The organism is Pandoraea sputorum (assembly GCF_000814845.2).
GTDB classification, from domain to species: Bacteria; Pseudomonadota; Gammaproteobacteria; order Burkholderiales; family Burkholderiaceae; genus Pandoraea; species Pandoraea sputorum.
Map to the genome: position 1 here is coordinate 1,510,477 of NZ_CP010431.2, position 11,806 is coordinate 1,522,282.

An 11,806-nucleotide genomic window follows, 5' to 3' on the forward strand; every position below is an offset into this window, starting at 1 on the left:
TTCCGGTGGCGCTATCGTTGAAGTGTGACGGGTGTGGTTCTGCTGTTCCCATCCGAATGCGTGACAAGTTGCCGCACAGTGCTTGACCTTCCTGTCATGGCAAGGTCTATGCTGTGACGCATGATGACAGTCCTCGTGGGGGCCTATAAATGACTCAGAACTGGTCGGTCGGTATTGAAGGCATGACCTGCGCATCGTGCGTGACGCGGGTGGAGAAGGCTTTGCGGCGCACGCCCGGTGTGACGAGCGCGAATGTAAACCTCGCGACCGAAACGGCGGCGGTGGAGGCGGCGGCAGACGTCGCACCGGTCGCGCTGCTGGGAGCGGTCGAAGCCGCCGTCAGCGACGCCGGGTACCAGGTTGCGGAGCAATCGTTCGAACTGGCCATTGGCGGCATGACATGTGCCTCGTGTGCAGGGCGGGTGGAAAAGGCGTTGCGCAATGTGCCGGGCGTGGTCGAAGCGAACGTGAATCTTGCGACCGAGCGTGCGGCGGTGCGTGGCGTGCGCGGGGTGGTCGATGTTGCGGTATTGAGCGCTGCCGTCGAGAAGGCGGGGTACGAGGCGTCGGTCGTTACCGACCCAGCGCAGGCGGCATCGGAGGAGAGTGGTCCGGCATGGTGGCCAGTGGCGGTCGCTGCAGTGCTCTCGCTGCCATTGTTACTGCCCATGCTTGTCGAGCCCTTCGGTGTGCATCTGATGCCACCGCCGTGGGTGCAGTGGCTGCTCGCCACCCCTGTGCAGTTCTGGCTGGGCGCGCGCTTCTATCGGGCGGGTTACAAGGCGGTGCGTGCCGGTAGCGGCAACATGGATTTGCTTGTGGCGTTGGGCACGTCAGCGGCTTACGGCCTGAGCTTGTACGAGTGGTGGCGCGCACCGGCGGGCAGCATGCCGCATCTGTATTTCGAAGCGGCGGCGGTGGTGATCACGCTGGTGTTGCTGGGCAAGTGGCTCGAAGCGCGGGCAAAGCGGCGGACCGTGGAAGCGATTCGGGCGTTGGCGGCGCTGCGCCCGGAGACGGCGCGTGTCGTGCGTGACCCGCATGGCGCGGCGAGCGAAGTCTCGGTGCCGCTGTCGCAGGTGAAGGTGGGCGACTGGGTTGTGGTGCGCGCCGGTGAGCGCGTGCCGGTCGACGGTGTGATCCGCGACGGCGCGAGCCAGCTCGACGAATCACTGCTGACCGGTGAGCCGTTGCCGATCGACAAGGCCGATGGCGACAAGGTCGTCGGCGGTTCAATCAACGGCGCGGGCACATTGCGTGTGGAAACCACGGCGGTGGGCGCCGATACGGCGTTGGCTCGCATCATTCGCATGGTCGAGGACGCGCAAGCGGGCAAGGCGCCGATTCAGCGCGCCGTGGATCGAGTGGCGGCGGTTTTCGTTCCGGTGGTCGTGTTGATTGCCGTTGTGACGGTCATTGCCGGTTGGGCGCTGGGGCTCGGTCTCGAGGCTTCGCTGCTTAACGCGGTTGCGGTACTGGTCATTGCTTGTCCGTGCGCATTGGGACTGGCGACGCCAGCGGCGATCATGGTCGGCACCGGGGCGGCTGCGCGACAAGGCATCCTGATCAAGGACGCCGAGGCGCTGGAACTGGCGCACCGGATCAACGTCGTGGCGTTCGACAAGACGGGGACGTTGACGGAAGGCAAGCCGCGCCTCGTTGCGCATTTGCCTGCGCAAGGGGCGAGCGCCGACACGCTGCTGCGCTGGTCTGCTGCGGTGCAGTCGGGGAGTTCTCACCCGCTGGCCAAGGCCGTGACGACGGCCGCCGAGGAAGCTGGGCTGGCTTCGGCGGTGCCGGTGGCCTCCGACATTGCCGCATTGCCGGGGCGCGGCATGCGGGCCGACATTCTGGAAGCGCATGGCGCGGGTGCATTGAGCGACCCATCAAGTGGGTCATTAGGTGGCCGTCACACGCTCCAGTTGGGCAATGCGCGACTGCTTGACGAACTCGGTATCTCGCAGGGGGCCCTGGCGTCAGAGGCCGTGCGGCTGGCGGGCGAGGGACGAACTGTCTCGTGGCTGGTCGAGACCGGCAGTGCTGATACGGGGGATGTTGCGGGTGATGCTGCGGACGCGCGCGCTCGCGGCGGTCGTCTGCTCGGGCTGCTCGCGTTCGGCGATACGCTCAAGGCAACCGCTCGTCCGGCCATCGACCGTCTGCACGCGTTGGGTGTGCGCTGCGTGATGGTGACGGGCGATAACGCAGGGAGCGCGAAGGCGGTCGCCAACGCGCTGGGACTCGACGAGGTGCATGCCGATGTTCTGCCGGAGCACAAGGCGGAGGTCATCGCGCAACTCAAACGTGACGGCGCGGTCGTAGCCATGGTCGGCGACGGGATCAACGATGCGCCGGCACTGGCTGCCGCGGATGTCGGCATTGCCATGGGCTCGGGCACGGACGTCGCGATGCAGACGGCGGGCATAACGCTGATGCGTGGTGACCCGCAGCGGGTCGCCGATGCCATTGATGTGTCTCGTCGTACGTGGTCGAAGATTCGTCAGAACCTGTTCTGGGCGTTTGCGTACAACGTTGTGGGGATTCCGCTCGCGGCGTTTGGCATGCTCAGTCCGGTGATTGCCGGGGCGGCCATGGCGCTCAGTAGCGTCAGCGTCGTCAGTAATGCACTGTTGCTGCGCCGCTGGCGTCCTGCCGATCAGGAGACGACCTCCGCGTCGACAGGCAGCGCCGGAAAGTCGGATGCCGCTGGCGAGGCCCGCCGGGCGGGTGTTTGAGAAGGTTCCCACGGGCATAAGGTGATCGGCGCATAATGAATCGATCAGGGGCGACGTACTGGAAGCAACCTTCCGATGCGTCGCCCGGATTTCCACCTGACTTGAAATTCGCCGAAAGCGACATCATCTAGGTGATATCGTCTGTCTTCCGGCACGGAGTCAATGCTGCTGCCTATGAATAGTCTGCATATTGCGAGTTACAACATCCACAAGGGCTTTTCCGCGTTCAACCGCTTGCGCGTTCACGAACTGCGTGCGGGGCTGGAGGGGCTCGCACCGGATCTCGTCTTCCTGCAGGAAGTGCAGGGCATGCATCAACGCCACGCGGTGCGTCACACTAACTGGCCGGTACAACCGCAGCACGAGTTTCTGGCGGGCGCGATGTGGCGCGATCATGCTTACGGACGCAATGTTGTCTATGAGCACGGGCACCACGGCAATGCGATTTTGAGTCGTTATCCGATCGTCAAATCGGACAATCACGACATCACGACCTATAGTTTCGAGAAGCGCGGCATGCTTCATTGCGAAATCGCCGTGCCGGGGCTGACCCAGCCGCTGCATTGTCTCTGCGTACATTTGTCGCTCGCAGGGCAGGGACGCCGGCGTCAGTTCGAAATGTTGACGGAGCGGGTGGCCGATGCCATTCCTGCGGATGCGCCGCTGATCATCGCGGGCGATTTCAACGACTGGAGCAATCAGGCAGACCGTTTGCTGGCCGAGAAGCTGGCGTTGACGGAGGTGTTTCAGAACAGTGCCGGACGTCCGGCACGCAGTTTTCCGAGTGGATTGCCGCTGTTGCGACTTGACCGCATCTACGCACGCGGCTTTCATATCGAAGGGGCGCAAGTCTTGCATGGGCGCCCCTGGTCGCGGATTTCCGATCATGCGCCGATCAGTGCCCGACTCGTGCCGTCGGATACCGAGAAGGACATGAACGGTTCCTCTCTCCCGTCGTTCAACCCTCGTTCCCCCCAGTGAGGTAGCCATGAACATCGGACAAGCGGCGCAGGCCAGCGGCGTGACGGCCAAGATGATCCGGTACTACGAGAGTATCGGCCTGATGCCTCCGAGCCCTCGCTCCGAGGCAGGTTATCGACGATATGGCGAGCAGGATCTTCATCTGCTTCGGTTCATTCGTCAGGCGCGTCGGCTCGGTTTCGGCATCGACCAGATTCGCCAGTTGCTGGCGCTCTGGCAGGATCGGGGGCGCTCCAGTGCGCAGGTGAAGGCGCTCGCGCAGTCCCATGTGGACGAACTTAATCAGCGTATCGGCGAACTGGTCGCCATGCGCGACTCGCTCTCGCATCTTGCGATGCATTGCCACGGCGATGACCGCCCGGACTGCCCGATTCTGGAAGGACTAGCGTCGGCGGATCTGCCGGGCGATCTGACAGCAAAGAGCGATTGCGCGACGAATGCAACGACCACGTGCGGCACTGCGACACAATCAGGTGCCGTACCGACGACTTCGGCCGCGGGGGCCCCCACCGGCGGGGCGGTAGGCGACGGTGACGCTCAGGTCGCACGCCACGTGCCGTAAGGACGCGGAGGTCGCAGCAGTCATGTGACGGTACGGATTCGTCACATGAAAGACTCCATTTTTAAGGATGATGCGCCGCAACAGCGGCGCTTTTTTTGTTCCTCGAATTTTGACTGTGCAGTGCGACGGCATGCCGCAGTGGGCTGTTTGGGTGCTGTTGTTTTTATGTATGTTGTTGATTTTTATGTAAATTATTTGGAATTGACTCCATTCGAAGTGACGCTCTAGCAGAATTTGTTGGTTTTTCCCATATAGGGGCTAACCCTTAACGGGAAAACCCTATATAATGCGAAGCACTGCTGCGATGCAGCACACTAATGAATTGGAGAAACGTCATGTTTGCCGCCCTGTTTGAAGTCGTGAACACTTGGTTCGAAACTGCTGAGCGCCGTCGTCGTGAAGCATTCCTGGCTGAGTCGAAGGACATCATTGAGCTGGAACAACGTATCCGCGCGCTCGAAACCGCCGGTTACTAAGCAAGTCAGAAGTCCTTCCGGACGAGCGGTCGCTGCTGGCGCAACCAGGCAAGTCGATCGTCTTATCGGGCGATTCCCGTCATCGTTGTGATGATGTGCGACGGCGCCCAACCGTGAGTTCGGATGCCATTCCCGCTGTTCCGGGATTGGCCACACAAGCCCGCCATTTTGGCGGGCTTTGTCGTTTACGGCGTCGCCGTCGCGTCGTCGCAAGTCTCTTGCTGGCGGCCGTCCTCCTTCCTTCATCTCCTCCCCTCTCGAAACTGACAGGTTTATCTCAACGGTTCAGTGAGTGGATCCGCACCGCTGCGCGCAAATGTCAGCCGCATCCATATGAGTGCTTGATTCGCAACCCATTTGCTCCCGATTTGTTGCGCAACCAGCAGGCCGCCTGACACGTTGTCTTTAGTAATGATATTGATAATCATTTCTATTATTATTAAACTTTCACCGAATTGAGATGCCGCGTCGTGCCCCGGCGAGGCTCTCGAGGGTGCCATTGTCGTACGCAGTTTTCCTCTCTTGTGGAAAGGGATTCGCCGTCGACCGGCAAGTCTCTTCTCAGCCCGGGCATCTGTCCGTTGCCAGGGCGCACTCCAACAAGTTGTTCCTCATGTCGCTCGCTTCCCGTTCTTCCCGTTTTGCCCGAGTCTCTCGCGCTGGCATCGTCGCGCCCAGCGCAAGTCCATGGCCTTCGCTGTGCCCGATTGTCGTCGCGTCGGCGCTGAGCTTCGGCACGGTCGTTTTCGGTGGCAACGCCATGGCGCAGTCCGCTCAGTCAGGCGATGCTGCAGGGGCAGCACAGGCTGGCGCGCAGAGTCCCGTCGCATTGCCGACGGTGACCGTGCAGGGGGATCGGGAGCAGTCGCCGAACGACACGCAGCCAGCGTACGTGGGCGGACAGGTGGCACGCGGTATGAGCTTCGGTGTGCTCGGTAATCAGAGCACGCTCGATGTGCCGTTCAGCATGAGTGCATACACGTCGAAGATGATCGAAGATCAGCAAGCGCGCACGCTTGCCGACGTGCTCGATAACGACCCGTCAGTGCGTATGTCGCGCGGTTTCGGCAACTTCGCACAGACGTTCGTGATTCGCGGCTTCACTTTGGCGGGCGACGATATTTCGCTCAACGGACTCTATGGCATCACACCGCGTCAACTGGTTTCGACCGAAGCGCTCGAACGTGTCGAGCTGTTCAAGGGGGCGAACGCGTTTCTAAAAGGGGCATCGCCGGGCGGTTCGTCCATCGGTGGCGGTGTGAATCTGCAACTGAAGCGGGCAGACGACACCCCGCTTAACCGTGTGACCATCGACGGCAGCGGCTCAGGCGAATTCGGGACGCACATCGACGTCGGCCGCCGTTTCGGTAGTGAGGGTCAGTTTGGCATTCGTGTGAATCAGGCGATTCGTGACGGTGAGACCGCCGTTGACCGGGAGCATTCGAACTCGCGGACGACATCGGTTGCGCTTGACTGGCGCGGCGACAAGTTGCGTCTGTCGGCGGACTTCCTCTATCAGAAGCTGCACATCGGTTCGGGGCGGGCGCTGTACAACTTCTCGGGAAACGTGCTGCCGCAACCGCCGGCTGCGACGTCGAACTACGCGCAGTCGTGGAGCTACTCCACGCTGGAAGATAGCGTCGGTATTCTGCGTGCCGAGTACGATTTCCTGCCGCACTGGACGGCCTACGTCACGGGTGGCATCCGTCATACGAACGAGAACGGGGAGTATTCGAATCCGACGTGGAAGGGCGCGTCGAGCCCTGTGACGGCGACGCGTCTGAATGCACCGCACCAGGAAGATGCGCTCTCTGGTGAAGTGGGCGTGCGCGGTCGCTTTACGACGGGGCCGGTGTCACATTTCTTCACGGCAGGGGCTTCCGGAACGCGTCTGGACTCGCAGTCTGCGTTCACGTTCGCCTCCGCGTTCAATACGAGCTTCGTCAATCCGCCACAGGTGGCTTATCCGACGACGTCGTCGCAAGGTGGCAACCTGAACGACCCGCAAACGACGGCACTCACGTTGCTGCGTAGCGTCTCTGCGTCGGACACGCTGGGTTTCTTCAACGACCGCATTTTGGCCACCGTCGGTGTGCGTCATCAATCGATCGGTGTGAACAATTACGGTTACACCGGCGTGCAATCGCTGGCTTACAACGACGCCATCACCACGCCGTTGTTCGGCATCGTCGTCAAGCCGTGGCAGAACGTGTCGTTGTTCGCGAACCGTAGCGAAGGTCTCGCCGCAGGGACGACGGCACCACAGGGGACCGTGAACTACGGTCAGTCGTTGCCGCCGTATCGTTCAAAGCAGATCGAATTCGGGGCGAAGTACGACACGGCGCGTTTCGGTGCGTCGATTGCGTTCTACCAGATCGAAAAACCTTCGGCTTATACGAATGCATCAAACGTCTATGTGGCAGACGGGCTTGAGCGCCACCGCGGCGTCGAAGCGTCGGTGTATGGCAGCCCGGTCAAGAATGTGCGTGTGATTGCCGGGGTGTCGTACATCAACGGCACGTTGCTCAATCAATCGAGCGCGGCGACGAACGGCAATCGTCCGGTCGGCGTGCCGACGTTCCAGTACAACCTCGGTGCGGAGTACGACATTCCCTGGGTACAGGGCCTGACGTTGAACGCGCGCTGGATTCACACGGGCCGTGAGTACGCGAATATTGCGAACACGGCGTCGATTCCGGCATGGGATCGTTTCGACGTGGGCGCGCGCTATGCCACGCAGATTTACGGCAAGTCGACGACGTTCCGTCTGAGCGTGCTCAACGTGACGAACAAGGCGTACTGGTCGAGCGTGTCGTCGAGCAACTATCTGACGCTGGGTGCACCGCGTACATTCCTGCTGTCCATGACGACGGACTTCTAAGCCGTCGCGGTCCTGGCAACCTCAACTGCCTCGCTGACGACGGAAAACGCAGCTTGCAGTCGCGCCCCGGTGCTGTTCGTAGCCCGGGGCGGTTTTTCGTCCGCTTTTCGGACGGATCATTTCTCGATGCTGAACTCGGTCGCAATCGCCGCGCCGTTGGCCAGAGAGGTGACGACGTAGTATTTGTCACCGACCTTGAACATGAAGCGGCACCAGTTTTCGGTGAGCGCCCGCCATTCCAGATTCACGCAATACGAGCCGTTGTCGTTGACCGACCAGGTGCCAGTGGCATGCGCGACCTGCACACTGCGTCCACCCGATCCGATGTTGCCCTTGTTATCGCTCGTCGCGTTGAGCGATCCGCCGGACTCGTTGACCCACTTGCGTGTGCTGCCGTTCTGAACGACGTTAGTGATGTGAGCGCCGGGCATTAGCGAACGCAAGTCGTCGACGCTGAGTTGCTGGCCGTTGGCGTCTTTGATGTCGGATAGATGCATCGGATCGGCGGCGGCGAGCGCAGGCAACCAGAGAGCAGCGACCGTGGCGAGGACGGTGATGCGAGGGGGCTGAGGGAAAGAAGAAGCGAAGCGGTGAACCATGATGACTCCCGGACGAGGCTTGCCGACACATACGCAAGCCGACGAGGCGCACACCTGACGGGCGCATCGTCTGACACTGTTGTCCCCGCACTGCGGCGGGGTGTCGCTATCGGTCCGGGCGATGAGCGGTCGGGAAGGCCGACCGCTCATGCGTTACCACTATAGGTGACAGTGCGAGGTCTGCCCAGTTTCCCGGTCAGTCAGTGCCGTATTTCGGCGAACGCGGACCGTAGAGCATGCCGTTGGGACGTCCGGCAGACAGCAGACGCGCATTGGCCGTGCCCGCGACCGTGTAACCGGCGTTCGACACGCTGTTGACGATCTGCTTGACGGCCGCCGTGACCAGCATGCCGATCAACCCGCCGCCGCCACTGTTGTTGCCCTCATTGTTCGACGCGCTGGCTGCGCCGCTCCACAGCTTCGCACCGTTGCGCAGATCGATGAGTTCGGCCGAGACCGTCACGACGGTGGCGCTGTCGAGCACCATGTATTTCGTGCCGTACTGAGTGATCTTGATGTAGAGCGCAGCGTCCGCACCGAAGATCTCACGCAGCTTGGCCGGGCTGACCTGATGGATGTCACCGGCGACGGTCAGACCGTTCTGACGGAACGATTCGTCGACCAGCGTCACCGGCATCACGTAGTAGCCAGCTTCGCCCAGCGGCACCGTCACTTGCGAAAGCACGCTGTAGGTCGCGTCGATATCCGGCGACTCGTTCAGCGGCGGCAGCACCAGAATCGACTTCGGCTTGCTTTCCTTGAACGCGGTGTAGTCATACGGCTTGGCTTGATGCACAGCGCAACCGGTCATCACAGCGGCCAGCGCGGCGACCGTCATCCATTTGCAGAGTCGGGCGATCATTGCTTGGCCTCCGGGGTCTTGTTTTTCAGCAGGAAGTCGATGTAGCTGGCCGATTCGGGGAACAGTTGCTTTTCGGTCTGGAACTCTTCGACCATCTTGTCGGACTTGCCGACCGAGGCGTAGAGCAGGCCGAGGTGAGCGTGATATCCGGGGGGCGCGGCGTGATTGGACGCCTTGATCTTCTCCAGATCGCGCTCCAGCGCAATGATCTGTGCTTCCTTCGATTCGCCCTTGAAGTATTCGTAGACTTGCGGCTGATAGCCTTCCCAGTCATACAGCGGCTTGGGCGGTGTGGCGCAGCCGGAGAGCGCGAGGATGACGCTGCCTGCGATGGCTGCGACGGCGATCCGGCCGGACGAGAACGTGCGATTCATGACGATATATGTCCTGACGTGCAAAGCCGAGCGCGTGACGAATCACGCGCTACGGCATGCTGCAAAAAAGGGTGTCGGTGCGCTTACTTGCCCGGCTTCCAGGCACCGCTCTCGATGCCTGCGACGAGCTTGTCGACGGCTTCGCGCATGGCGAGGTCAAGCACCTTGCCATTGAGCGTGGAGTCGTAGCCCGCAGTGCCACCGAAGCCGATGACTTCGCGATTCGAGAGTGCGAATTCGCCCGCGCCGCCGCTCGAGTAGACAACCTCCGACGTGGCGATATCGACCACGTTCAGGTTGACCTTTGCGTAAGCGATCTGCTCGCGGCCACGGCCCAGAATGCCGAACAGTTGCTTGTCACCCACTTCCTTGCGGCCGAACTCGACCACATCGCCGGTGATTACGTAGTCGGCGCCCTTGAGCGTCTGTTGCGTCTTCTTGATGTCGGCTTCCTGACGGATCTCGGCCATGTTGTCGCGGTCGAGCACGTTGAAGCGCTGGGTCTGTTGCAGATGGGTAATCAGAATCGTCTTGGCCTGGCTGCCGAGGCGATCGACGTTATCGGAAAAAACGCCGCGCATGTACGCGGAACGGTTATCGAACTTGCCGACAGCGATCGGCGTGCGCACGCCAACGTACGGACGGCTGGCACTCTCGACCTTGGCGACTTCCACGGTACGCGAGCTTTCGGTGGCGCAACCGCCGAGCACGGCCATAGCGAGCATGGCAGCGCTGAGCAGCGCAATGCTGGATTTCCTTTTCTGCACGGTGATACCCCTGAGTGTGTTGTCACCCGCCGGACGATGCATCGTGGCATCGTTCCGATGCGGACATCTGAAGCCCTTACCTCATTAAAGTTGTTTGCCGCTTGTAGTAAGCGTTGGTAAGGGGTGCTGATGGTAGCACGCGTTTTCGGTGCGTTGTGACACCCACTTGCATCCTGCGTACCCCGAGTCCGCCGTTTACACGGGAGACTGCAATTCAGGAAGTTCGCATGGCCGGGGAGGGCTGGAATTCGCGTGATCCGACGCGAGTTTTGAGTGACCTCGGTTTGTGAGTTTTCCTATCGTCCGGAGACATTTCTGTCGACATTGTCGGTTCTCAGCCCAGCCCGAAAATCAGCAACAGATTGGTCGCCGTGATGACGGCAAAAAGGCACCACGCTAACACCTGCGTCGGACGCCCGATCGTATTGCCGTTCATCACGCGCGCATCGCTGACCGAGCGAATGAGCGGCCACATGGCAAACGGTAGTTGCAGGCTGAGCAGCACCTGACTCCACACGAGCAGTTTGCCCACAGCACCGTCGCCGAGCCACAACACCCCGATCAGTGCGGGCACGAGCGCGAGTCCGCGCGTAATCAGTCGGCGCTGATAGCACGGAATCTTCATGTGCAGGAAGCCGTCCATGATGACTTGCCCGGCGATGGTGCCCGTCAGTGTTGAACTTTGCCCCGAAGCGAGCAGGGCGATGCCGAACATGAAGGCGGCAGCCCCCCCGCAATCGGCGTAATCAACTGATACGCCTGCTCGATATCGGTGACGTTGGTCTGACCGCTGGCATGAAAAACTGAGCCAGCAAGAATCAGAATGGCCGCATTCACGCACATGGCGATCAGCAATGAGACCCAGGTATCGATGCGCACTAACGCGAGTGTGTCGTGCACATCGCCGCGCTTGCCGCCGACGACCCGCCGGGTCTGTACGACGGAAGAGTGCAGGTACAGGTTGTGCGGCATGATCGTCGCGCCGACGATGCCCAGCGCCAGTACGATCGCGTCGCGCCGGTCGTGACTGGGTGCGCCCGGGACAAGACCCGCAGCCACCGCGTGCCAGTCGGGCGGCACCATCGCGACCTGCGCGATGAAACAGAACGCCATCGTGCCGATCAATCCGAACACGATAGCTTCGATCTGACGGAAGCCCTTGCCCTGTAGTCCCAGCACGATCATCGTGTCGAGCGCGGTGAGCACGATCCCCCACGCGATGGGTACGCCTAGCAAGAGCTTGAAGGCCAGTGCGCAGCCGAGCACTTCGGCGATATCGCACGCAATGATGGAAATCTCGGCCGTGATCCATTGGACGAAACGGCCTGTGCGACCGTAGCGTTCGTAGCTGGCCTGCGCAAGATCGCGTCCGGCGACCAGTCCCAGACGTGCGGCCAGCATTTGCAGGAAGATGGCGGCGAGACTCGAGAGCGCCACTACCCAAAGCAGCGAGTAACCGAATTGCGATCCTGCCTGAATGTCCGTCGCCCAGTTGCCGGGATCCATGTAACCGATGGCGACGAGCAATCCGGGGCCGGCGAAGCGTTTGAGTTTGGTCCAGCGCGACTG

Annotated in this window: 9 protein-coding genes and 3 pseudogenes; 7 read left to right on the forward strand and 5 right to left on the reverse strand. The window is 61.4% G+C overall.

What is annotated here, in order from left to right; translation table 11 throughout:
- Positions 1–149: 149 nt before the first annotated feature.
- The 6 genes and pseudogenes from NA29_RS06840 (at position 150) to NA29_RS06860 (ending at position 7,635) form a co-directional block, all read left to right on the forward strand.
- Complete coding sequence (locus NA29_RS06840) at positions 150–2,735, forward strand: heavy metal translocating P-type ATPase (RefSeq protein WP_039397049.1); 2,586 nt, start codon at positions 150–152, stop codon at positions 2,733–2,735.
- Between the two features lie 174 nt (positions 2,736–2,909).
- Positions 2,910–3,716, forward strand: a complete 807-nt coding sequence (locus NA29_RS06845) for an endonuclease/exonuclease/phosphatase family protein (RefSeq protein ID WP_084104181.1) — start codon at positions 2,910–2,912, stop codon at positions 3,714–3,716.
- Between the two features lie 7 nt (positions 3,717–3,723).
- Positions 3,724–4,116, forward strand: a pseudogene (gene cueR, locus NA29_RS06850) (Cu(I)-responsive transcriptional regulator); the annotation flags it as partial.
- A 207-nt stretch (positions 4,117–4,323) separates the two neighbouring features.
- Entirely contained in the window at positions 4,324–4,506 is a 183-nt protein-coding gene (locus tag NA29_RS25670; RefSeq protein WP_150777515.1) for a hypothetical protein, read from the forward strand.
- Positions 4,507–4,613: 107 nt separating this feature from the next.
- Positions 4,614–4,754 (forward strand): DUF3563 family protein, encoded by a 141-nt coding sequence (locus NA29_RS25675; RefSeq protein ID WP_072617503.1) that lies wholly within the window; start codon positions 4,614–4,616, stop codon positions 4,752–4,754.
- A 613-nt stretch (positions 4,755–5,367) separates the two neighbouring features.
- Positions 5,368–7,635: a TonB-dependent receptor gene (locus NA29_RS06860; RefSeq protein WP_224786868.1), complete on the forward strand. Its 2,268-nt coding sequence runs from the start codon at positions 5,368–5,370 to the stop codon at positions 7,633–7,635.
- Positions 7,636–7,751: 116 nt separating this feature from the next.
- On the opposite strand, the gene NA29_RS25680 is transcribed toward NA29_RS06860, so the two are convergent.
- From NA29_RS25680 to NA29_RS06880, 4 genes are all read right to left on the reverse strand, one after another.
- Positions 7,752–8,234 carry a DUF995 domain-containing protein gene (locus NA29_RS25680; protein WP_157744765.1) on the reverse strand — a complete coding sequence of 161 codons (483 nt, stop codon included), beginning with the start codon at positions 8,232–8,234 and terminating at the stop codon, positions 7,752–7,754.
- A 196-nt stretch (positions 8,235–8,430) separates the two neighbouring features.
- On the reverse strand, positions 8,431–9,096 hold the full coding sequence (locus NA29_RS06870) for a DUF799 domain-containing protein (protein WP_039397054.1): 666 nt from the start codon (positions 9,094–9,096) through the stop codon (positions 8,431–8,433).
- Complete coding sequence (locus tag NA29_RS06875; RefSeq protein ID WP_039397056.1) at positions 9,093–9,470, reverse strand: DUF4810 domain-containing protein; 378 nt, start codon at positions 9,468–9,470, stop codon at positions 9,093–9,095. The genes NA29_RS06870 and NA29_RS06875 overlap by 4 nt, the downstream gene beginning before the upstream one ends.
- Positions 9,471–9,553: 83 nt before the next feature.
- Positions 9,554–10,195 carry a CsgG/HfaB family protein gene (locus NA29_RS06880; protein WP_052253211.1) on the reverse strand — a complete coding sequence of 214 codons (642 nt, stop codon included), beginning with the start codon at positions 10,193–10,195 and terminating at the stop codon, positions 9,554–9,556.
- Positions 10,196–10,392: 197 nt separating this feature from the next.
- Between NA29_RS06880 and NA29_RS06885 the strand changes: the two are divergent.
- Positions 10,393–10,506, forward strand: a pseudogene (locus NA29_RS06885) (DUF1348 family protein); the annotation flags it as partial.
- A gap of 65 nt (positions 10,507–10,571) precedes the next feature.
- Here NA29_RS06885 and NA29_RS06890 read toward each other — a convergent pair.
- Positions 10,572–11,743 (reverse strand): annotated as a pseudogene (locus tag NA29_RS06890) (Nramp family divalent metal transporter).
- Positions 11,744–11,806: the final 63 nt, after the last annotated feature.

Bases quoted from the DNA above. Each gene is read 5' to 3' on its own strand.
- NA29_RS06880 (WP_052253211.1), bottom strand. From the start codon at position 10,195: ATGCTCGCTATGGCCGTGCTCGGCGGTTGCGCCACCGAAAGCTCGCGT.
- NA29_RS06875 (WP_039397056.1), bottom strand. From the start codon at position 9,470: ATGAATCGCACGTTCTCGTCCGGCCGGATCGCCGTCGCAGCCATCGCA.
- NA29_RS06845 (WP_084104181.1), top strand. From the start codon at position 2,910: ATGAATAGTCTGCATATTGCGAGTTACAACATCCACAAGGGCTTTTCC.
- NA29_RS25675 (WP_072617503.1), top strand. From the start codon at position 4,614: ATGTTTGCCGCCCTGTTTGAAGTCGTGAACACTTGGTTCGAAACTGCT.
- NA29_RS25670 (WP_150777515.1), top strand. From the start codon at position 4,324: ATGAAAGACTCCATTTTTAAGGATGATGCGCCGCAACAGCGGCGCTTT.
- NA29_RS06870 (WP_039397054.1), bottom strand. From the start codon at position 9,096: ATGATCGCCCGACTCTGCAAATGGATGACGGTCGCCGCGCTGGCCGCT.
- NA29_RS06840 (WP_039397049.1), top strand. From the start codon at position 150: ATGACTCAGAACTGGTCGGTCGGTATTGAAGGCATGACCTGCGCATCG.
- NA29_RS25680 (WP_157744765.1), bottom strand. From the start codon at position 8,234: ATGGTTCACCGCTTCGCTTCTTCTTTCCCTCAGCCCCCTCGCATCACC.
- NA29_RS06860 (WP_224786868.1), top strand. From the start codon at position 5,368: ATGTCGCTCGCTTCCCGTTCTTCCCGTTTTGCCCGAGTCTCTCGCGCT.